Origin of the sequence: Muribaculum sp. NM65_B17 (genome assembly GCF_004793735.1) — a bacterium.
Taxonomy (GTDB): Bacteria; Bacteroidota; Bacteroidia; order Bacteroidales; family Muribaculaceae; genus Muribaculum; species Muribaculum gordoncarteri.
Genome location: NZ_SRYY01000003.1, coordinates 371,511 through 392,618 on the forward strand (window position 1 = coordinate 371,511; position 21,108 = coordinate 392,618).

Consider the following 21,108-nt stretch of genomic DNA (forward strand, 5'->3'; position numbering starts at 1 on the left):
GATTAGTCCTGGTTGAGGTTGACGCGCTTGAAGTCAACTGCAACAAGGCCTTTTTGTACCTTGTCGAGATACTTTCCTACGGTCAACTCGCCATCCTGGATGAAATCCTGCTCCATGAGGCAAGATTCCTTGAAGAACTTGTTAAGACGGCCCTGAGCGATGTTGTTGACCATCTGCTCGGGAAGGTTGGCTGCCTTCTCTTCGGCTACCTTAGCCTTGAGTTGGCGAATCTCCTCGGCCTGAGCCTCGGTGATGTTGCCCTTCATGATGCCTTCGTTGAGGTGTTCTTCATTTTCGGCGATATAGAGGTTGAAGCCTGCTTTCTTGAGGGCTGCCTCTACGGCTTTCTTTACTTGCTCGGCCTTTGTCTTGTCGATTGCTACGCTGAGCTCGGAATCCTTTACCGACTGGGGAACGCTGTCGCGGTCAACTGCAACGGGGTTCATTGAAGCAACCTGCATTGCAACATCGCGGCCAACCTTCTCGTCAACGCCTTCAAGGTTGAAGCCTACGATGGCTGCAAGCTTGTTGTTGAAGTGGTTGTAGGCGGTGGTTGAAGGAGCTGCGATGCACTCGTAAGCGCTGATTTCGGTCTTTTCGCCGGTCTTTCCGCTTTCCTCTACTACGAGAGCCTCGATTGTCTGGCCGTCGAGCTGAAGAGCCTTTACTTCTTCAATTGTCTTGGCCTCGGCAGCTACTGCTGCATCGAGAATCTTCTGGGTGAGGGCTACGAATCCTGCGTTCTGTGCCACGAAATCGGTTTCGCAGTTAAGAGCTATGATAGCGGCAAACTTGCCGGTGCTCTTTGAAAGCACGCAACCTTCGGCTGCCTGACGGTCTTCGCGCTTTGCTGCTACCGCCTGTCCTTTCTTGCGGAGGATTTCTACGGCTGCCTGGATGTCGCCGTCGGTTTCTGCAAGGGCTTTCTTGCAGTCCATCAAGCCTGCGCTGGTGAGGGCGCGGAGCTTGGTAATATCGGCCATTGTTACTGCCATATCTGTTTTACTTTTTATCAGGGTTTATAAAATATTGTTTTTGAGGAGAGTGTGCGCTTTTTAGGCTTCTGCTTCAGTAGCTTCGGTAGCCTCGGCTGCTGTTTCTTCATCTGCGGGAGCCTCTTCAGCACGACGGTTTACGCGACGGCGACCACCCTTTGCTGCTGCGGGAGCCTCTTCGCCTTCGGCTGCGGGAGCGTCAACCTTTTCAGCCTTACGCTCTTCAAGACCTTCGGCCATTGCCGAGCATACGGTGTCGAGGATTATCTCGATTGACTTTGATGCGTCGTCGTTGGCGGGGATTACGAAGTCAACGTTGGTGGGATCGGAGTTGGTGTCAACCATTGCGAATACGGGGATTCCAAGACGGTTGGCTTCGGCAACTGCGATGCGCTCCTTAAGGACATCGACTACGAAGAGAGCTGAAGGAAGACGGCTGAGGTCGGCGATTGATCCGAGAGTCTTCTCAAGCTTTGCGCGCTGACGCGAAATCTGAAGCTTTTCACGCTTTGAGAGGTTGTCAAATGTTCCGTCCTTGGTCATCTTGTCGATTGATGCCATCTTCTTCACTGCCTTGCGGATAGTGGGGAAGTTGGTCAACATACCACCGGGCCAGCGCTCGATTACGTAGGGCATGTTGATTGATGAAGCCTTGTCGGCGATTACTTGCTTGGCCTGCTTTTTGGTGGCAACAAAGAGTACTTTCTTGCCTGATTTTGCGATGCTCTTCAAGGCAGCAGCGGCTTCTTCAACCTTGGCTGCGGTCTTGTAGAGGTCTATGATGTGGATACCGTTGCGCTCCATGAAAATGTAAGGAGCCATGGCAGGATTCCATTTTCTCTTAAGGTGACCGAAATGGCAACCTGCCTCTAAAAGTTGGTCAAATGTGGGTGTTGACATTGTTTTGGTTGTTGTTTACGTTCTTTTTTAATTTACAATCCGGGGGTAGGGAACGTGTCCATCTCCTGGATTTAGATACTAAACACGATTTTATCTGAAAACAGACTGTTGATAGTGACTGTCCAAATATTAACGCTTGGAGAACTGGAAGCGCTTGCGGGCCTTGGGCTGACCGGGCTTCTTACGCTCTACGGCACGCGGGTCGCGAGTCATGAAGCCTTCCACGCGAAGTGCATGCTTGTCCTCGGGGTTGATTTTTACAAGAGCGCGGGCAATGGCAAGACGAAGTGCCTCGGCTTGGCCCTTGTAGCCGCCACCGTCAAGGTTTACGTTGATGTCATACTTTGATGCTGCATCAAGTGTGTTGAGGGGCTGCTTTACGATATATTGAAGTATAGACGAGGGGAAATATACTTCGAGGGGACGCTTGTTGATGGTGATTGCGCCATTGCCTTCACCTACGATTACGCGGGCGATAGCGGCCTTACGACGGCCTACTGCATTTACCTTTTCCATACTTCTTATTTGATTGTGTTGATGTCAATAACTTTGGGATTCTGTGCTGCATGGGGGTGCTCCGGTCCGAGATATACATGCATGTTCTCGATGATGCGGCGACCAAGACGGTTCTTGGGAAGCATACCCTTCATTACCTTGATGAACAAGGGGTTGTAGCCGGGCTTGATGTGCTTGTTGTGGGCCTTCTTCATGAGAAGCTCGGGGGTTGTAACACGCTGTCCGCCGGGATAGCCGGTGTATGACAGATATTCACGGTCGGTCATCTTTTTGCCGGTGAGGCGTACCTTGTCGGCGTTGATGATGATCACGTTGTCGCCACACTCTACAAAGGGAGAGTAGGTGGGCTTGTTCTTGCCTCTCAGGATGAGAGCTACTTTTGCACAAAGGCGACCCAGTACCTGGTCGGTAGCGTCAATTACTACCCATTCCTTCTCGATGCTCTGTGCATTGGGGGTAAGTGTCTTGTAACTTAAAGTATCCACGTTAAATGTTTAATTAATAGATGAATAAGTTGATTCTCCATCGGCGGCGGTTCGGCCAAAAACCTCGCCGGCTTTGAATCGGGTTATTAATTTGGACATAATCGGTGTGCAAAGGTACGACTTTTCTGCCGCTTGACAAAACTATTTTAACAATAAATAACATCATCCCTCGGCGACGGCATAAAAAAGTCAGGGTTGTCAACATCGATGTTGACAACCCTGACTGTCGCGCGGTGCGCACGAAGGGACTCGAACCCCCACGTCGTCAGACACTAGATCCTAAGTCTAGCGCGGCTACCAATTACGCCACGTGCGCTGAATTCGGTTGCAAAGGTAGTCATTTAAAACCGACTTTGCAACTATTTCGGGTGCTAATTTTACTCTACGGTCACTGATTTTGCAAGGTTGCGGGGCATGTCCACGTTGCAGCCTTTCATTACAGCGATGTGATAGGCGAGGAGCTGAAGCGGAATCGAAACGATGATGGGCGACAGCGCCTCGGGTACCGGTGGAATCTCCAGTGTGTGGTCGGCTATCTCCGGAATGGTTGTGTCGCCGCGTGTCACGATTGCTATCACCGAACCTCCGCGGGCCTTCACCTGCTGGATGTTGGAGATGATTTTCTCATGCAGCTCATCCGACGGGGCGATTACAACAGTGGGCATCTCGCGGTCAATCAGGGCTATGGGGCCATGCTTCATCTCGGCTGCGGGATATCCTTCGGCATGTATGTAGCTGATTTCTTTTAGCTTCAACGCTCCTTCGAGTGCGCTCGGGTAGTTGTAGCCTCGTCCAAGGTACAGGAAGTTGCGCACATAGGTGTAGGTGCTTGAAAGCTTCTCGATGGCATCGTTCAGCTTGAGTGTTTCCTTGATGAGCGATGGAAGCTGCTCGATGGAGCGTGAGAACTCCGACAGCTTCTCCTGTGAGATGGTGCCTCGAAGCTGAGCCACGGCGAGTGCGAGCATTGCAAGCACTGTCACCTGGCCGGTGAATGCCTTGGTTGATGCAACACCGATTTCGGGGCCGACATGTATATAGGTGCCGGTGTCGGTTTCGCGTGCAATCGATGAACCCACTACGTTACATACGCCGTAGACGAATGCTCCGTTTTCGCGTGCCAGCTTGATGGCGGCAAGCGTGTCGGCTGTTTCTCCCGACTGCGATATGGCTATCACTATGTCGTCGGATGTCAGCACGGGGTTGCTGTAGCGGAATTCGCTTGCATATTCCACCGAGGTGGGTATGCGGGCGATGTCCTGAAGAAGACGTTGGCCTATCAAGGCTGCGTGCCATGAGGTGCCGCATGCCACGATTATTATGCGACGGGCGTTGATGAAGCGGTCGGAGTGGTCGATTACTCCCGAAAGCTTTATTTCGCTGGCATTGTTGACCACGCGTCCGCGTATGCAGTCGAATATCGTGTTGGGCTGCTCGTATATCTCCTTGAGCATGAAGTGGGGATAGCCTCCCTTCTCAAGCTGTGACACTGACAGGCGCAGGGTCTGGATGTCGATCTTCGAAGGCTCGTTGGCGTTGGTGATTACACGCAACGGCTCGCCGCGCTTGATAATCGCGATTTCATTGTCACGCAGATAGACTACCTGATTGGTATAATCGATAATGGGGGTTGCGTCGGAGGCGATGAATGTTTCATTTTCACCGATGCCGATTACTAGCGGAGAACTCTTGCGCGCCGCGATTATCGTGTCGGGCTGGTCTTTGTCGATTATAGCGATTGCGTAGGCGCCGATAACCTGATTGAGGGTTTCGCGCACTGCGTCGATGAGCTCGCAATTGTTGGTCGACTGGATGTATTCGATTAATTTCACTACAACTTCGGTGTCGGTTTCGCTTCGGAACGTGCATCCGTGTTCCTGAAGAGCTTGCTTGAGCACGTTGTAGTTCTCGATTGTTCCGTTATGCACGATGGCTATTTTGCCGTTGGTGCTGTAATGGGGATGAGCGTTCACATCATTGGGCTCTCCATGAGTTGCCCAGCGTGTGTGTGCTATACCGATTGTACCGGTAGTGTCTTTGGATTCACAGAAGTGCTCAAGGTCGTTTACCTTGCCATGTGTCTTGTAGACATGAAGATCTCCGGTGGCATTTATCAATGCCACGCCGGCGCTGTCATATCCGCGGTATTCCAATCTGTGTAATCCTTTTATAAGGATGGGATAGGCCTCTTGTTGGCCGATATATCCTACTATACCACACATAATATTATATTAGCTAAAAGTGTTTATAAACGTTAATATGAGGTCGGCAATTGAAAATTGGTATGCAAAGGTATGTAAAATATCCGAATATTCAATAAGATACACCCTTAAAGTTGGTTTAACCCCATGGCGACGGCCGCTATCGGCCTACTATGTCGGCGTAGATAATTCGAGTGGCACCGAGATTCTCCTTTACATAATTCCCGGCGTTTTTGCCGTATTGTTCGCGAAGTTTTTTGTCATTGACAATGGGTTCGATTATGGCATCAAACTCCTCTTTATTGCTGAACGAGAATCCGCCCTTGCACTTGATTAAGTCGCGGGCTTCCTTGAACTTGTGGTAATGCGGGCCGAAGATTACGGGGATGTCATAGACTGCCGCTTCGTTGAGGTTGTGTATGCCTACGCCGAATCCTCCGCCTATGTAGGCGATATTGCCGTAGCGGTAGGCGCTCGACAGCTTTCCGTAGCAATCCACGATTATGCAGTCGCACTTGGCGGCTTCCTCGGGAGTGGCTGTCGACAAGCGGCACGAGGGGCGGTTGAGCTGCGACTCTATCGCGGCGATGCGCTCCTCATTTACCTCGTGAGGCGCTATTATGAGCTTCATTCCGGGATGGGCGTTGAAGCACGGCAGCAGATTCGATTCATCGGGCGGCCAGGTGCTTCCTGCCACAATCGTGAGCGACGCATCGCGGGTAAGGGCTGCGGCTTGGGGTATCTCAACGCAGCTCTCCATTATGTCGGTCACGCGGTCAAAGCGGGTGTCGCCTGCCACTGTTACATTTTTGATGCCTATTCCGGCAAGGAGTTCGCGTGAACCTTCGTCCTGCACGTAGATGTGGGTGAAGTAGGTGAGCATTTTGCGGAACTCACCTCCCCAGGGCTTGAAGAAAGGCTGCGACTTGCGGAATATGGCCGATATTATATAGGTGGGAATCCCGCGCAGCTTCAGCTCGTTAAGATAGTTGCCCCAGAATTCGTATTTGACAAATATCGCCATGCGCGGCTTTACCGTGTCAAGGAATTGTCTTACATTCTTCTTCGTGTCAAAAGGCAGATACACAACTGCGTCGACAAGCGGGAAGTTGTGTCGCACTTCGTAGCCCGACGGTGAAAAGAATGTGAGCAATATCTTGGCATCGGGATGATTGCGGCGAATCATCTCGATCAACGGACGCCCCTGCTCAAACTCTCCGAGCGATGCGGCGTGAATCCAGATGTAACCTCCTTCGGGCGACAGTTCCTTCTTGAGGCGCTGCATCGTGACTGCTTGCCCGTCGATGATTTTGCGGGCTTTCTCATGTCGCAACGATGCTATTTTTACGCCTAATGAGTAGAGGTGTATTGCGAAGTCGTAGAAAGGTGTCATTGGCACGTGCTAAGACGATGTTGTTTATGCTTTGATGCGCTCGACGGCGAGATTGATGCGGCGTATAGTTTCGTCTTTGCCAAGAAGTTCCGTGATGTCAAACATGTGGGGGCCCTTGCATTCGCCTACTACCGCAAGACGGAACGCATTCATGACATTGCCGAGGTGATAGCCCTTGGAGGCGATCCAGTCGAGCACTATCGGTTCGGCCGACGCGCAGCTGAAGTCGTCGATGCCGCGCAGCGTTTCGATCAGCTCGCCCATGATGCGGGGAGTGTCCTCGCTCCAGCGTTTCTTGATGTCCTTGGGGTTGTAGCTGTCGGGCTCCTTGAAGAAGAACTTGGCCTGGTCCCAGAGATCACGCACAAAGTAGATGCGTCCTTTTACAAGACCGCAGGCGCGTGCGATGTAGTCGTCACTGAAATTATCGGGGTCGATGCCGTTGTCGCGGAGTACTGGCTTGAACAGCTGTGCGAGTCGGTCGTCGGGTATCTGCTGAAGATACTCGTGATTGAACCAGCGGCCCTTCTCGTAATCGAAGCGTGCGCCTGAACGCGAGCAGTGGGCGAGGTCGAATTTCTCGATAAGCTGGTCCATCGACATGATTTCGCTGTCGTCGCCGGGATTCCAGCCGAGCAGGGCGAGGAAGTTGACAACGGCTTCGGGAAGATAGCCCGATTCGCGATAACCCGATGACACTTCTCCGCCTTCAGGATGCCATTCGAGGGGAAATACGGGGAACCCGAGGCGGTCGCCGTCACGCTTGCTGAGCTTGCCTTTGCCGTCGGGCTTGAGCAACAGGGGAAGATGTACAAACGAGGGTGCGGTGTCGCTCCATCCGAATGCCTCATACAGCAGCACATGAAGCGGTGCCGAAGGCAGCCACTCCTCGCCGCGTATCACATGAGTTATCTCCATCAGGTGATCGTCGACTATATTGGCGAGATGATAGGTGGGCAGGTCGTCGGCGCTCTTGTAGAGAACCTTGTCATCGAGTATCGATGAGTTTATGGTCACTTTTCCGCGCAGGAGGTCGTTTACCTCTACATCTCGTCCCGGCTCTACCTTGAATCGCACGACATACTTCTCTCCGTCGGCGATAAGTCGGTCGACCTCTTCCTTGGGAAGGGTCAATGAGTTGCGCATCGACATTCTTGTTGATGCGTCATATTGGAAGTTGGGAATTTCGGCACGCTTTGCCTCAAGCTCGGCGGGGGTGTCGAATGCTATGTAGGCTTTGTCGTTGTCGAGCAGCATCTTTACGTGCTCACGATATATGTCACGACGCTCGCTCTGCTTGTAAGGGCCGTATTTGCCGCCTTCGCGCACACCTTCGTCGATTCCTATGCCCAGCCATGCCAGTGCTTCGTTGATGTAATCTTCGGCACCGGGAACGAAGCGGGTCGAATCGGTGTCCTCGATGCGGAGAATCATGTCGCCGCCATGCTGACGGGCAAAAAGATAGTTATATAACGCTGTGCGTACACCTCCTATGTGAAGGGGTCCGGTAGGTGACGGTGCAAATCTTACTCTTACTTTACGGTCCATTTCTACTATGATTTTTAGACAATGTTTAAAAGTGGTTGCAAAGTTAAGAATAAAATCCCAAACTGCATCCACATGTTAGGTTATTGAGGCGTTTTTGACCTACTATTCCGCGTTTTGTGCTCCGGTAAAGTAGGCGTGTACCTTTCCGAGGGCGAGTATGCCTTCAAGTTTTATTGGAATTCGGTTGTCATCGGCCGATATCCATGTTGACATTGAGTCCGATGATTGTTCGCCGTTATGAGTGAATGCAAAGCTGAGGTGGTAGGCCTGCCATGCTTTTTTCTCGATTTTTATCGTTTCGATTCCGTCATATCTAACTCGAAGTTTCTCTACTTTCTTGCCCGAGAACACGTTGAGGTGTATCTCCGAGCCCACGGCCATGTCGGCGAAATCGATTGTGCGCAGGTAGTAAAACACCGACAGCATGTCGACCGTCATTCCTATGGCGTGCAACACGGTGTCGGACTCGGATACCTGTCCGTTTTTCTTGCGTCGGTAGCGTGACGCATATCCCGACACTTCGTCGCCGTTGCGGGAGTAACGCACTATGTCACGATTGTAAGTGCCGCCCTCGTGGGTGTTCTTCTTGTAAATCTGCGGCAGGCATCCTTGTCGCAGCATGGTCGATTCGAGAGTGTCACGCACGCGGAACACTCTGTCGGCCCAAGGCACGGTCTTGGCTGCCAGCTTGGCGTGATAGTGTTGGCCGTCGCTGCGCAATGACAACACGGCGGTTGCAGCCTGCTTGTTTATAAGCCCCCATTTGTAGAGGATGCTGTAGTGGAGGTCTTCATCGGGCAGGTCGTAAGCGAGCATTTGTCCCGCTACGGCTGCAATCATGAGGAGGGTTAGATAAATGTGTCGCATTACAGTGCTATTTTTACGCAAAATTTGTGGTGTGTTCCGTCACCTATGTTTGGCGCATGGGCGTCCTCGGGAAACAATATTATATATTGTCCCGGAGTTACGGTGACATAACATTGCGGCTTGTCGCTGAAGAAAGCCACGTCATGTTCCTTGTCGTAGGGTTGCTCGACAAGGCTGAGGCCGGAGGTGACCGACCATCCTATCGTTTCGGGACCGCTCAGCGGCACATGGATGTCAAGATAACGGCGATGTGCCTCAAGCAAAGCATCGTCGGCGTTACGCAGATTGACCTCCTCGCGGTTGACGCGGATGTCGCCGTTGTCATCAAGCAATATCGAGCCGGTCATGAACGGGTCGTGACGATGCTCATTGATCCATTTCAGCGCACGTGCTATTTCGGGTGACAGGCGGTCGCTGTAGGTTGTGTCTTTTAAATCGGCAAGTATCATAGGGTAAATCGGTTATTATCGGGTCGTGTCAAATGAAAGGAAGTGCGTGACGGGTGGCCTGCTCGATGCGCTTGTTGCGCCAGCACTTGCGGCAAACGGCTATGTAACGGTCGTTACCGCCTATCTCAAGCTGGTCGCCTTCGACAACGAAGTCGCCGTTGGAGTCGATGCGTGCGTTGACGATTGTCTTGCGTCCGCAGCTGCAGGTGCTTTTTATTTCGTCGATTGAGTCGGCTATCTCGAAAAGTCGGCGTGATCCCTCGAAGAGGTGGGTCTGGAAGTCGGTGCGCAATCCGTAGCATATTACGTTGCTTCCGTAGTCGTCGACTATTCGGGCGAGCTGGTCAACCTGGTCGGCACTGAGAAACTGCGCTTCGTCGATTAGGAACCAGTCGATTACCGTCATCGTTTCCTCAAACATCTCCTGGGCGAGAAGGTAGAGGTCGGTGTCGGGGTAGATCCATCGGCATTTGCGCTCGATGCCTATGCGCGAGCGTATTACGTTATCCTTCTCCCTCGTGTCGATTATCGGCTTCAGGCAGGAATAGGTCATGTTGCGCTCCTCGAAGTTGTAGGCTTGGGTGAGCAGCAGGGCGGTCTTTGCCGACCCCATGGTTCCGTATCGGAAGTATAGTTTGCCTTTTCGATTCATCATTGTCCAATTGATATACAAACGTAAAATTATGAAAAATAGTTGATTCGCTTTGCAAATTAGCGTCACGGTGCGTCATTTCCCGCCGCCCGAGGTGAGATACTCTATCGCAAAGTCGAGTATGGTGTCGTGGCCGTTGATGGCCGCCGCAGGATCGAGGTTTATAACGCATCCGGCAGTGGGCTCGATGCCGTTTTCAGTGGTGTTGCCCTCGGCGTCAAGCACCGAGCAGGCCGAGAACCTTACACCCCAGCCGCACGGCAGTTCCGAGTTGAACGGCATTCCGCTTCCTCCGCCTGTGGTCGAACCTATCATGGTGACGCGGGGGAGCAGCTTCATTATCGAGGCGAAGTTGTTGGCTGCGCTGAAGGTGCCTCGACTGGTGAGTACGGCTATGGGCTTGCCCCACATTATGCGTCCCGACTCGGCCGGGTCGAAATAGTAGGCGTAGGGCTTGGAGAAATCCTTGTGACCCGGGCCGGTCTTGTGTGAGATGTAGCCCACAAGGGTGCGCTCGGTTATGAATCGGCGCACAAGAGTTTCGACATTTGTCATGTTGCCGCCGCCGTTGTCACGTATGTCTATTATAAGAGCGTCACATGAGTTAAGGTAGAAGAGTATCTGGTCGAGATTGCCTTCGCCTATCGTGTAGCCGAAGCTGCCGTAACGCATGTAGCCTATGTTTTCGGGAAGAATGGCATAGTCGATGCCCGAAGTCGACAGGTAGTTGAAGTTGAGGTAGTGCTCCTCGACAAGTCGTGCGCTGTAGTTTTCGGGATAGTCGCTCCACCATTTGCGGTAATACGATGTGTTGAATGTGGCGGTGAGATTGGTGTGACCGTCACGTAGTTCGTTGAGCATATCGGCACACACGTCAAATAGTTCCTTGGAGGTCATCTGGTTGCTCACCTTGGGGCTGTAACGTGCATAGACTTCATTCCAGTCAACGCCCTTTTCCTCAAAGAAGCAGTAGTGCTCGTCCATTATTTTCCACAGTGCCTCGAAGTTGCCCCGAGGATTGTCGTCCCACTCTTCAAGGCTGTGACATGATGTGAGCGTGAGGAGTGCCAATATCAGATATGCATATATACGGTTCATGATTCAGTGTCAATATAGTGCTGAGATAATGCGTGCGTTGTTGTCGGCTTTGCGCGACGGATTGAGGCTGATCCACTCGGTTGTCACGCCTATCACGGCCGAGTAGGTGATTGTGCGTGTCGTGATGTCGTTTATCGATGTCGACAGGATGTTGTTGCGGAATCCGACACGTAACGATGTCGCGCCGAGATGCATGTCGGCCGTCACGAGATTTTCCATCCTGAAGTAGTTGCCCCACCATGCGCAGTGGGCCAGTCCCGAGTGGTTGCCGAGGTAGATTTCATAGAACAGCTCACCGTAGTCGGGCGAGAAGAATACTCCCGTCAAAGGTATTGTGGGCTGGTAGCGCAATGTCACGGGCAGGCGTCCTATCTTGACATTCCACGATGCGTAACCGGTGAGGTTGACTGTCCAGGCGGCTTCTACGGCTACGGGATTGTTGCCGTTGCGTGCGTTATACACGCATCCCAGGTCAAGGCTTGTGCTGCCGCCTCCGGCCAGCGTTATGTTGTGGGGGAGCTTGAATCTGTAGGTCATTCCCCATGAGAAGTCGGCTACAAGCCTCCACATTGTCGCGTTTTTGGCGGGGTTGTCGGTGCGGTTGAGGTCGATTCCCGCAGTGAGCCTCATCACCCACTTTTCAGGATTGAACTTCATCGCCTGCATGCGCTCGTAGTTCAATGCCATGTCCCATCCTTTGTATTTGAGCGGAGTGAGATAGGTGTTGGCGAGTGTGGCTCCTCCTATTTCGTAGGTGTAGGACGATGTCACGGGGCGCAATGTGGTCGGCTCATCCTGGGCGAATGCCATAGCCGACAACATCACGCACAATATTGATAAAAGTAAACGTGTCATGATTCTATTGGTCTTGTCGCATTAAAATATGCGTTGTTGTCCGTTGATTTCGTCACGCACTTCATCGTCGGAGCGTTCGGGCTCTACGGGTGCGTCATTGTCATCGTCGGGGGCCGGCGGTTCGTCGTCGTGCAGGTCGACTTCGCGCGGCTCGAGCTCGGTTATCGATGCCACTTCGTAGGTGGTGAGTCGCTTGCCTTTGGCCTTGTAGCTCTTCACCGCTATGAAGTCGACTGCATCCACCTCCATTGAGCCTCGGAATTCATCGCCGCCGCCAAATGTCACGCACAGTCGGCAACCTTCAGCGTCGCTAAGCAGGAGCAAACGTGACTTTTCGTTGTCGCCGATGAACCGTGTGCGCTTGTTGGTGGGCTCGAATGTGAAGCGCTTCAGATAGGGGTAGCCTTGGTCGGCATCGTAAAGCACGGCCGTCCACACATGCCCGGGGCGATACTTCTCTATGCGCAGTATGTTGTCCTCGTAATGGTTGGTGGCGTCGAATGTCGACATGTAGTATTCGCCGGTTTTCAGCACTACGAGTATCTGGTCGTTGCCTGCAAACTCGCCGAGGAATGCGCCTCGTTTCTCGTAGTTGAGTCGCAATATGTCGGGGTCAAACCACACTTCGCGGCCTCCAAGCGTTGATGCGCCTTTCTCTTTCAGCGAGAAGCGGTGTACTTCGTTCTTCGTGACGATGTTGCCTTGCGACTGCTTTCCCTTTATGGTGAGTTCGCTGAAGTCGACATCAAACTGCAGTGTCTTCAGGCGCTGCTTGGGCTTCAGGATTACCTTCACCACTTCGGCCTCGCCGTTGGGATTGGCGGTGAACCACATTACCTTTGAGCCGGGCAGTCCCTGCGTCAGGTCATATTCCTTGTCGCGCGTAATGCCCGTTACGGCAAATCGCTTCATATAATAGATGCCGCCCTTTCCGTTCTGATATATCACATTGTATATCGTACGCTGGTCGTTGCGCTTGAACACGTTTACATAGAGCACGTTCTTGCCAATGAACATCTTCTCCTGCACCTTGACGATCTTGTACTTTCCGTCCTTATAGAATATGATTATGTCGTCGATGTCGGAGCAGTTGCACACATATTCGTCCTTTTTAAGCGATGTGCCTATGAATCCCTCCTCGCGGTTGATGTAGAGTCGCTCGTTGGCTTCGGCCACCTTTGCGGCCTCGATGTTGTCAAATCCGCGTATCACGGTGCGTCGCGGGTAAGCGTCGCCGTATTTCTCCTTAAGCGAGGTGTACCATGCTATGGTGTAGTCGACAAGATGGGCGAGATGATCGTTGATGGCGGCTATGCGTTCCTTGTAGGATGCAATCAGCCGGTCGGCCTCCTCGCTGTTGAACTTCAGGATGCGCTTCATCTTGATTTCCATGAGCTTGAGCAGGTCGTCGCGGGTAATGTCACGAATCAACGACTTGACGAAGGGCTCGAGTCGCTTTTCGATGTGCAGCAACACATCGTCCATCGATTCACCCTCCTCAAATTCCTTGTCCTTGTAGATGCGCTCCTCGATGAATATGCGTTCGAGCGATGCAAAGTGAAGGTTCTCCTCGATTTCACTGCGCTGTATCTCAAGCTCGCGCTTGAGCAGATTCTTTGTTGTGTCGACGCTGTGACGCAGCACATCGCTCACGCCGAGGAAGTGAGGCTTTTTCTCCGAGATGACGCAGCAGTTGGGCGATATGCTTAGCTCGCAGTCGGTGAAGGCGTATAGTGCGTCGATGGCTTTGTCCGATGATGTGCCGGGAAGCAGATGAACAAGGATTAGCGCATTTTCCGAGGTCATGTCCTCGACCTTGCGCACTTTGATTTTGCCCTTCTCGGCCGCACGTATTATCGAGTCGCTTATGGTGCCGGTGGTCTTGCCGAAGGGTATTTCTGTAATGGCGAGCGTGCGGTTGTCGATTTTCTCGATTTTGGCTCTTATCTTCACCGAGCCGCCTCTCTCTCCGTCGTTGTACTTGGTGACATCGAGGAATCCGCCCGTCACGAAGTCGGGATAGAGCGTAAACGGCTCTTCTCGCAGATAGGCGATTGCCGCGTCGATTATCTCGTTGAAGTTGTGGGGCAGGATTTTCGACGACAGACCCACAGCGATTCCCTCGACTCCCTGCACGAGCAGCAGCGGGAACTTTGCCGGCAATGTCACGGGCTCGGGCTTGCGTCCGTCGTAGGACACTGTCCAGTCGGTAGTCTTGGCATTGTACAGCACCTCAAGAGCGAAAGGCGAGAGTCGCGCCTCGATGTAACGCCCTGCTGCAGCCGAAGCTCCGGTGAGCACGTTACCCCAGTTTCCCTGAGTTTCCACGAGCAGCTCCTTCTGTCCGAGCTGAACGAGCGCATCGTTAATCGACTGGTCGCCGTGAGGGTGATACTGCATGGTGTTGCCCACGATGTTGGCCACCTTGTTGAAGCGTCCGTCGTCGAGTGTCTTCATCGAGTGCAGGATGCGTCGCTGTACGGGCTTCAGACCGTCGGTTATGTGGGGTACGGCACGTTCAAGTATAACGTAGGAAGCATAGTCGAGAAACCAGCTTTGGTACATTCCACGCAGCTGATGGCGCACGATGTCGTTGGATGTGTCGACCGTGATGCGTTGCTTGCCGTGGGATGAGGTGACGCCTTCGTCAGGCATCGTTTCTTCGGCGTCGTCGGGAGTATATGTTTCGTCGCTCATTTGGTGATAATGATTTCGAGGGTAAAACTTTATGCATGTCATGCATTCCTACAAAAATACTAAAAAAATCGCAAATGAGCCGTTGTAAAGGGATAATTCTTTAATTTCGGCGATGGAATGATGCTGTGTGGCGATTGAAATTTTGTCGATTCAAGCATTTTTGTGTATCTTTGCCAGCTGAAAATCATTGATTAATAACATAAATAAGATGGCACAACAAGAAGACTCATTCAAGAAGATTGTATCACATGCCAAAGAATACGGCTTTGTGTTCCCTTCCAGCGAAATATACGATGGCCTTTCGGCTGTTTACGACTACGGTCAAAACGGCGTGGAGCTGAAGAATAACATCAAGCGTTATTGGTGGGATGCCATGACATTGCTTCACGAAAACATCGTGGGCATCGACTCGGCTATCTTCATGCACCCTACGATATGGAAAGCGTCGGGACACGTTGACGCATTCAACGACCCGTTGATCGACAATCGCGACTCCAAGAAGCGTTATCGCGCCGATGTGCTGATCGAGGAGGAGATTGCCAAGATGGACGACAAGATTGAGAAGGAAGTCGCAAAGGCTCGCAAGCGTTTCGGCGAGAATTTCGATGAAGCTCTTTTCCGCGAAACCAACCCCCGCGTACAGGAACACGTGGCAAAGCGTAACGCACTGCATGAGCGTTTCGCCAAGGCGATGAACGACAACGACCTTGATGAGCTGCGCCAGATAATAATCGACCAGGAGATTGTCGATCCCATTTCGGGGACCAAGAACTGGACCGAGGTGCGTCAGTTCAACCTGATGTTCCGCACCGAAATGGGCTCTACCGCCGAAGGTGCAATGACAGTCTATCTGCGCCCTGAAACCGCTCAGGGTATATTCGTAAACTACCTTAACGTGCAGAAGACCGGCCGCATGCGCATCCCGTTTGGTATCGCTCAGATAGGTAAGGCTTTCCGTAACGAGATTGTAGCCCGTCAGTTCATATTCCGCATGCGTGAGTTTGAGCAGATGGAGATGCAGTTCTTTGTGCGTCCCGGTCAGGAGCTCGAATGGTTCTCAAAGTGGAAGGAAACACGCTTGAAGTGGCACAAGGCTCTCGGTCTTGGCGATCACAAGTACCGTTACCACGATCACGAGAAGCTTGCCCACTATGCCAACGCCGCTACCGACATCGAGTTTGAGATGCCTTTCGGTTTCAAGGAGGTTGAGGGAATTCACTCGCGCACCAACTTCGACTTGTCGCAGCACGAGAAGTTCTCGGGCAAAAAAATACAATACTTCGACCCCGAATTAAACGAAAGTTACACTCCTTACGTTATAGAAACATCTATTGGCGTCGACCGCATGTTCCTTTCGGTGCTCTGTTCAAGCTACGAGGAGCAGCAGCTTGAAGGCGGCGACACCCGCGTGGTGCTGCATCTGCCCGCCGCTCTGGCTCCGGTAAAGTGTGCCGTTATGCCCCTTGTCCGCAAGGACGGTCTTCCCGAAAAGGCGCGTGAGATTGTCAATGACCTCAAGTTTGACTTCCCGACCCACTATGAGGAGAAGGATTCAATCGGAAAGCGTTATCGCCGTCAGGATGCCATCGGTACTCCCTACTGCGTGACAGTGGACCATCAGACACTTGAGGACAACACCGTGACACTGCGTGAGCGTGACTCCATGGAGCAGAAGCGCGTCAACATCGACGACCTGCATCGACTGATTCACGACAATGTGAGCATGAATGCTCTCCTCCGCAAGCTCGGTTAAAGAGTGCATGAACATAAACTTACATTTACTAAAATCCCCTCCTTATGAATCTTAACAGACTTAAATTCATGGTAGTCGGAGCCGCTTGCGTGCTCGGCCTCTCGTCGTGCAACTACAACTCGCTCGTTGACAAGCAGCAGAGTGTCGATCAGAGTTGGGCTGAAGTGGAAAACCAGTATCAGCGTCGTGCCGACCTCATACCTAACCTCGTGGCCACCGTAAAGGGCTATGCCGCACATGAGCAGGAAACCTTCACCAAGGTGACCGAGGCGCGTGCCAAGGCTACATCGGTCAACATCGATGTCAATGACCTGAACGAGGAAACTCTTGCGCGTTTCCAGGAGGCTCAGAACGAGCTTACCGGTGCGCTGAAGTCGTTGCTCGCCGTTACTGAAGCCTATCCCGACCTGAAGGCAAATGAGAATTTCCGTGACCTCCAAGTGCAACTTGAGGGAACCGAAAACCGCATTACCACAGCTCGCGGACGCTACACTGAATCGGTCAAGGACTATAACACATCGATAAAGAAGTTCCCTACAAATATTTATGCCGGATGGTTCGGATTTGATCCCAAGCCCCAGTTCAAGGCGGCTGCCGGTGCCGAGCAGGCTCCCACCGTCCAGTTCTAAAGCGATAACACCAATTATTTTCAATGAAAAAATTACCTCTGATATTTTTATTTATCGGACTCGTAGTGGGATTCATTTCTTGCAGTGAGGAAGATGAAAACTGGAATGAGTACAAGGAGTGGCGCAACACCAACAATGCCTGGCTTACCGAGCAGGGAAAGCGCCTCAATCCTGACGGTACTCGATATTATGATACTATTCGCCCCGATTACGACAAAGGCCAGTATGTGCTTGCACATTGGTTTAACGACCGCAAGCTCACACAGGGCAATCTGAAGCCTTACTACACTTCTACGGTCGATGTCAAGTATATCGGACGACTATATAACGATGAGCCGTTTGACTCAAGTTATACGCTTATGGCCGATTACGGCGATTCGATTTTCCGCACAAAGGTAGGTCGTGTGATTGCCGGATGGACCATTCTCCTTCAGGAGATGCATGTAGGCGACTCGGTGGAGGTGCTGATTCCTTATCAGTCGGCTTACGGAGCATCGGGTTCAGGCTCGATTCCTCCCTACAGCAACCTGAAGTTTGGCGTCAAGCTTGTAAACGTTCCTTTCTGGGAAATTGAAGAATAGTACATTATTTTTACTGACTCGATAAACGGAGAGTCAGTGTCATGATAAACTGCACCCCAAAGTCCGATACAAGGCCTTTGGGGTGCAGTTCTTTTTATGCTCTGACCTATACATGACACGACAACCGCAGGAGCAGGTATAAAATATTATCGCCTCCGAATGTCAGTCGACACATCGGAGGCGATGTAAAGATAATAAAGTTTGTCGTTATTTTGCGTCGATTTCCTTCAGGAGCTCTTCGACTGCTTTGCGAAGCTGCTGGTCCTCTCCTGTCACGATGACTCCGGGCTCGTTGACAACCTTGAAGTCGGGCTCAAGCTGGCTGTTTTCAAGATAGTTGCCTTCGGCTGTGCGGTAGCCTATGACGGGGATTCCGAATACGAGCGAGGGATCCTGCATGGTCACCCAGTTGACGCTGGTCATTGTGCCGGGTACGGGCATTCCCACGAGTTTGCCGAGGTTGAGGTGCTTGTAGACCCAGGGAGTTCCGTGTGCGTTACTGTAGTTGGCCTCACATTGTACCATGATGCTGGGCTTGTTCCAGCGACGGCTCGGCATGTCACATATATCCTCTCCGCGTATAACCTGAGTGAGATATTTCTTGCCGCTGAACAGCACTTCGATATCCTCGTGGAGTCGTCCGCCACCGTTCCAGCGTGTGTCGATTACGATTCCGTCCTTGTCGACATACTTTCCGAGCAGGTCGGCATAGATTGTGCGGTAGCTTGCGTCGTCCATCGACTCAAGGTGTACGTATCCAAGACGGCCGCCCGACCATTTGTCGACATCGGCTGCGCGTTGCTTAACCCAGCGGTTGTAAAGCAAGGTGTTCATTGTGCCCGAGCTGATGGGGAGTATAACCTCGTCCCAAGTCTTGTTGTCGGCCGGATTGTGGATTGTCACGAGCGTCTTCTTGCCGGCAATGTCGTTGAATATCGCGGTGTAGTCGGTGTTGTTGTCGATAGTTTCGCCGTTGATTTTTTCGATTATGCATCCTACGGTTATGTCGCTGTTCTTGCGGTCAAACGGCCCTTTTTCGATAATTTCGTCCACTTTAAGACCCTTTCCGGTATAGGTCCAGTCGTAGAGCAGGCCGAGGCTTGCCGTGCGGTCGCCCGACGATGAGGGGCGATAGCGTCCGCCGGTGTGCGACACATTAAGCTCGCCGAGCAATTCGCTGAGCAGTTCGGCAAAGTCGTAGTTGTTGTTGATGTGGGGCAGGAACTTGCGGTAGGCCTTGGTCATTGCTTCCCAGTCGATGCCGTGCATGTTCTTGTTGTAGAAACGCTCCTTCTCCTCCTGCTTAACGTAGTCAAACATATACTCGCGCTCGGCTGCGGGGTCGAGTTTCAGTGTGGCCGAGAATGTTATCGGGGTCATTGACTCGGAGTTGGCATTCATTTTTTTGAGCGACGAGCTTCCGAGCAGGAATATATTGTCGCCCTTCTTGTCCATCTCGAAATTTAGAGGCGATGTGTTGAGCTTGTTGATAAGCCTTACATCACGCTTGCGCAGATTGATTTTCCACAGGTCGTAGGCTTTTTCAAATGCAGCGAGGTAGTAGAGGTTTTCACCGTCCTTGCTGAAGATGTATCCGCCAAGGTCGCTTGACGCGGGAGTTACGCGAACGATTCGGTCCTCGATTCCGTCAAGCTCTACAACAATGTCCTCGGTGTCGTCATCACTGTCGGCCGACTTCTCTTTCTTGTCGTCGTTCTTCTTGTCCTTCTTGTCGCTCTTCTCTTTTTCGGCTTTCTCCTTGTCCTTCTTCTGCTGCTTTTCGAGCTCCTTGCGCAACTCGTAGTCCTCCTTGCTAAGACGGTACTTGTCGTAGGCGTCCTGGTTGAGGAATGCAAGCATGATGTCGTTCTGCGAACCCCACGATGCGTGACTTCTCAAGCCGTAACGGTCGGAAACAAAGGCAATGGCGTTACCGTCCATTACCCATTGGGGTTCCATGTCGAAATAGGATGAGCGGGTGATATTGGTGACTTTCGGAGTGCCGGTGGCGTTTACGATTGCGATGTCGCTGTAGGGTTCGTGTCCGTTGCCGGTCAATTCGATGACAAACCACTTTCCGTCGGGCGACCACTTGTAGTCAAATCCGCCGTTACGCTCGGGATAGGTCGAGCCGTCGGTAATCTGACGCACTTTCTTGGTGTCGAGATTCATCACCATGAGCTTGCGGCGATCCTGGATGAAGGCTATCTCCTTGCCGTCGGGCGAATACTTGGGATAGGTGCGCTCTACACCGTCATTGGCTTTTACGAGCGGAGTTTCATCGATGAGTGTCGCATTGGGGAAGTTGGCGTCATCTTTGCGGTTGATTTTTGCCACATATATATTAGGGTGTCCCTCGCGCTCGCTTGTGTAGGCGATTGTGCGGTTGTCGGGAGCCCATGCCGGTTGACGCTCGGCGGCCGGAGTCGATGTAATCTGCTTGGTGGTGGGGTATTCAACCGATGTCACAAACAGTTCGCCTCGGTTGACGAAGGCCACCTGCTTGCCGTCGGGCGATACTGTGGTTTCGTTGGATGAGCTTACGCTGTATTTCTTTATGGGATTCTCCTCGTCGAGCATCAGGTCGATGTTGACTTTGCGCGGTGCGGCATCGCCCTTCTTGGTGTATATCTCGCCGTCGTAGGTGAATGCGAGTGTTCCGTCGGCTCCTTGTGAAAGGAATCGCACGGGATGGGTCTTGAAGTTGGTGAGCTGTTTTGCCGCCGACGGATTGTCGATGGGGAACGAGTAGACATTGAACGTGTTGCCGTTACGCTCGCTCAGCAGGTAGACGGTTTTGCCGTCGACCGACATGACGGGGTTGCGGTCCTCGCCGGCGCGGTTGGTGAGATTGGTGTGCTTTCCGGTCTTTGTGTCGTAACGCCACACATCGCGGGTCACCGATGAGGTGTGATGCTTGCGCCATTCGTCCTCAAATCCCTTCTGGTCGTTGTAGAGGAAGAAGTCGCCGTCGGGCGAGTAGCTTATCTGCAATGCGGGAGTGCTGAGAAGCTGTGTTATGCGGCCTCCCGTCACGGGTACGCTGTAGACCTCGGTGAGTCGTGACGAGGGGAACTGTGCGCTTGATGCTACATCCTGTATTGCGGCCGAGAAGAGCACATTCTTGCCGTCGGGAGTGAATGACTCGGGAATTTCGTTGGTGGAGTTGGTCGTAAGTCGGGTGGCTTTACCTCCGTTGGCCGACATCAGGTAGACATCCATGTTGCCGTTACGGTCGCTGGCAAACGCGATGCTCTTGCCGTCGGGCGACCACACGGGATTGGATTCGTAGGACGGTTGGGTGGTGAGGCGTTGTGCCGTGCCTCCGTTAGCCGCCACTTTGTAGATGTCACCTTTATATGTGAACGCAATAGAGCTGCCGTCGGGCGATATTTTTACATCGCGCAACCATAGTGGAGTGACAGCCCATGAGGTCGCTGCAATCGATGCAAGGGCCCAGGGTAAAAGTAATTTTTTCATTCTATGTAT

The 21,108-nt window shown here is 52.3% G+C and carries 17 protein-coding genes and 1 tRNA gene; 3 read left to right on the forward strand and 15 right to left on the reverse strand.

Features of this window, described 5'->3' with window-relative positions; genetic code table 11:
• Positions 1 to 2 precede the first annotated feature (2 nt).
• From tsf to E5354_RS06190, 14 genes are all read right to left on the reverse strand, one after another.
• On the reverse strand, positions 3 to 995 hold the full coding sequence (tsf, locus tag E5354_RS06125; protein ID WP_123395693.1) for a translation elongation factor Ts: 993 nt from the start codon (positions 993 to 995) through the stop codon (positions 3 to 5).
• A gap of 60 nt (positions 996 to 1,055) precedes the next feature.
• The gene (gene rpsB, locus E5354_RS06130) at positions 1,056 to 1,895 is read right to left on the reverse strand and encodes a 30S ribosomal protein S2 (RefSeq protein ID WP_123395694.1); all 840 of its coding nucleotides are present in this window, start codon (positions 1,893 to 1,895) and stop codon (positions 1,056 to 1,058) included.
• A 129-nt stretch (positions 1,896 to 2,024) separates the two neighbouring features.
• Entirely contained in the window at positions 2,025 to 2,411 is a 387-nt protein-coding gene (gene rpsI / locus E5354_RS06135; protein WP_123395695.1) for a 30S ribosomal protein S9, read from the reverse strand.
• A 5-nt stretch (positions 2,412 to 2,416) separates the two neighbouring features.
• A complete protein-coding gene (gene rplM, locus E5354_RS06140) occupies positions 2,417 to 2,896 on the reverse strand; it encodes a 50S ribosomal protein L13 (protein ID WP_123395696.1) in 480 nt (159 codons plus the stop codon).
• Between the two features lie 234 nt (positions 2,897 to 3,130).
• Positions 3,131 to 3,212, reverse strand: a tRNA-Leu gene (locus tag E5354_RS06145).
• Between the two features lie 61 nt (positions 3,213 to 3,273).
• Positions 3,274 to 5,118, reverse strand: coding sequence for a glutamine--fructose-6-phosphate transaminase (isomerizing) (glmS, locus tag E5354_RS06150; protein WP_135946796.1), 1,845 nt, complete (start codon positions 5,116 to 5,118; stop codon positions 3,274 to 3,276).
• Between the two features lie 139 nt (positions 5,119 to 5,257).
• Positions 5,258 to 6,490 carry a 3-deoxy-D-manno-octulosonic acid transferase gene (locus E5354_RS06155; protein WP_123395698.1) on the reverse strand — a complete coding sequence of 411 codons (1,233 nt, stop codon included), beginning with the start codon at positions 6,488 to 6,490 and terminating at the stop codon, positions 5,258 to 5,260.
• Positions 6,491 to 6,514: 24 nt separating this feature from the next.
• Positions 6,515 to 8,038: a glutamate--tRNA ligase gene (gltX, locus tag E5354_RS06160; RefSeq protein ID WP_123395699.1), complete on the reverse strand. Its 1,524-nt coding sequence runs from the start codon at positions 8,036 to 8,038 to the stop codon at positions 6,515 to 6,517.
• Between the two features lie 102 nt (positions 8,039 to 8,140).
• Positions 8,141 to 8,905 carry a DUF3108 domain-containing protein gene (locus tag E5354_RS06165; RefSeq protein WP_135946797.1) on the reverse strand — a complete coding sequence of 255 codons (765 nt, stop codon included), beginning with the start codon at positions 8,903 to 8,905 and terminating at the stop codon, positions 8,141 to 8,143.
• A complete protein-coding gene (locus E5354_RS06170; RefSeq protein ID WP_135946798.1) occupies positions 8,905 to 9,354 on the reverse strand; it encodes a YhcH/YjgK/YiaL family protein in 450 nt (149 codons plus the stop codon). The genes E5354_RS06165 and E5354_RS06170 overlap by 1 nt, the downstream gene beginning before the upstream one ends.
• Before the next feature lie 28 nt (positions 9,355 to 9,382).
• Entirely contained in the window at positions 9,383 to 10,009 is a 627-nt protein-coding gene (locus tag E5354_RS06175) for a thymidine kinase (RefSeq protein WP_210433135.1), read from the reverse strand.
• Positions 10,010 to 10,081: 72 nt separating this feature from the next.
• Positions 10,082 to 11,104 (reverse strand): S41 family peptidase, encoded by a 1,023-nt coding sequence (locus tag E5354_RS06180; protein ID WP_135946799.1) that lies wholly within the window; start codon positions 11,102 to 11,104, stop codon positions 10,082 to 10,084.
• A 9-nt stretch (positions 11,105 to 11,113) separates the two neighbouring features.
• Complete coding sequence (locus tag E5354_RS06185) at positions 11,114 to 11,959, reverse strand: DUF3316 domain-containing protein (RefSeq protein WP_135946800.1); 846 nt, start codon at positions 11,957 to 11,959, stop codon at positions 11,114 to 11,116.
• A gap of 21 nt (positions 11,960 to 11,980) precedes the next feature.
• The gene (locus E5354_RS06190; RefSeq protein ID WP_246863754.1) at positions 11,981 to 14,614 is read right to left on the reverse strand and encodes a DNA gyrase/topoisomerase IV subunit A; all 2,634 of its coding nucleotides are present in this window, start codon (positions 14,612 to 14,614) and stop codon (positions 11,981 to 11,983) included.
• A gap of 250 nt (positions 14,615 to 14,864) precedes the next feature.
• On the opposite strand from E5354_RS06190, the gene E5354_RS06195 reads away from it, so the two are divergent.
• The 3 genes from E5354_RS06195 to E5354_RS06205 are packed head-to-tail and all read left to right on the forward strand — an operon-like array spanning position 14,865 to position 17,619.
• Positions 14,865 to 16,409 (forward strand): glycine--tRNA ligase, encoded by a 1,545-nt coding sequence (locus E5354_RS06195; protein WP_123395704.1) that lies wholly within the window; start codon positions 14,865 to 14,867, stop codon positions 16,407 to 16,409.
• 44 nt (positions 16,410 to 16,453) lie between these two features.
• A complete protein-coding gene (locus E5354_RS06200) occupies positions 16,454 to 17,038 on the forward strand; it encodes a LemA family protein (RefSeq protein ID WP_135946802.1) in 585 nt (194 codons plus the stop codon).
• 23 nt (positions 17,039 to 17,061) lie between these two features.
• On the forward strand, positions 17,062 to 17,619 hold the full coding sequence (locus E5354_RS06205) for an FKBP-type peptidyl-prolyl cis-trans isomerase (protein ID WP_123395706.1): 558 nt from the start codon (positions 17,062 to 17,064) through the stop codon (positions 17,617 to 17,619).
• A gap of 207 nt (positions 17,620 to 17,826) precedes the next feature.
• On the opposite strand, the gene E5354_RS06210 is transcribed toward E5354_RS06205, so the two are convergent.
• The gene (locus E5354_RS06210; protein ID WP_135946803.1) at positions 17,827 to 21,099 is read right to left on the reverse strand and encodes a S41 family peptidase; all 3,273 of its coding nucleotides are present in this window, start codon (positions 21,097 to 21,099) and stop codon (positions 17,827 to 17,829) included.
• Positions 21,100 to 21,108: the final 9 nt, after the last annotated feature.

Bases quoted from the DNA above. Each gene is read 5' to 3' on its own strand.
- tsf (WP_123395693.1), bottom strand. From the start codon at position 995: ATGGCAGTAACAATGGCCGATATTACCAAGCTCCGCGCCCTCACCAGC.
- E5354_RS06165 (WP_135946797.1), bottom strand. From the start codon at position 8,905: ATGCGACACATTTATCTAACCCTCCTCATGATTGCAGCCGTAGCGGGA.
- glmS (WP_135946796.1), bottom strand. From the start codon at position 5,118: ATGTGTGGTATAGTAGGATATATCGGCCAACAAGAGGCCTATCCCATC.
- gltX (WP_123395699.1), bottom strand. From the start codon at position 8,038: ATGGACCGTAAAGTAAGAGTAAGATTTGCACCGTCACCTACCGGACCC.
- E5354_RS06210 (WP_135946803.1), bottom strand. From the start codon at position 21,099: ATGAAAAAATTACTTTTACCCTGGGCCCTTGCATCGATTGCAGCGACC.
- E5354_RS06180 (WP_135946799.1), bottom strand. From the start codon at position 11,104: ATGAACCGTATATATGCATATCTGATATTGGCACTCCTCACGCTCACA.
- E5354_RS06155 (WP_123395698.1), bottom strand. From the start codon at position 6,490: ATGACACCTTTCTACGACTTCGCAATACACCTCTACTCATTAGGCGTA.
- E5354_RS06175 (WP_210433135.1), bottom strand. From the start codon at position 10,009: ATGATGAATCGAAAAGGCAAACTATACTTCCGATACGGAACCATGGGG.
- E5354_RS06170 (WP_135946798.1), bottom strand. From the start codon at position 9,354: ATGATACTTGCCGATTTAAAAGACACAACCTACAGCGACCGCCTGTCA.
- E5354_RS06205 (WP_123395706.1), top strand. From the start codon at position 17,062: ATGAAAAAATTACCTCTGATATTTTTATTTATCGGACTCGTAGTGGGA.
- rpsB (WP_123395694.1), bottom strand. From the start codon at position 1,895: ATGTCAACACCCACATTTGACCAACTTTTAGAGGCAGGTTGCCATTTC.
- E5354_RS06190 (WP_246863754.1), bottom strand. From the start codon at position 14,614: ATGCCTGACGAAGGCGTCACCTCATCCCACGGCAAGCAACGCATCACG.
- E5354_RS06200 (WP_135946802.1), top strand. From the start codon at position 16,454: ATGAATCTTAACAGACTTAAATTCATGGTAGTCGGAGCCGCTTGCGTG.
- rpsI (WP_123395695.1), bottom strand. From the start codon at position 2,411: ATGGAAAAGGTAAATGCAGTAGGCCGTCGTAAGGCCGCTATCGCCCGC.
- E5354_RS06195 (WP_123395704.1), top strand. From the start codon at position 14,865: ATGGCACAACAAGAAGACTCATTCAAGAAGATTGTATCACATGCCAAA.
- E5354_RS06185 (WP_135946800.1), bottom strand. From the start codon at position 11,959: ATGACACGTTTACTTTTATCAATATTGTGCGTGATGTTGTCGGCTATG.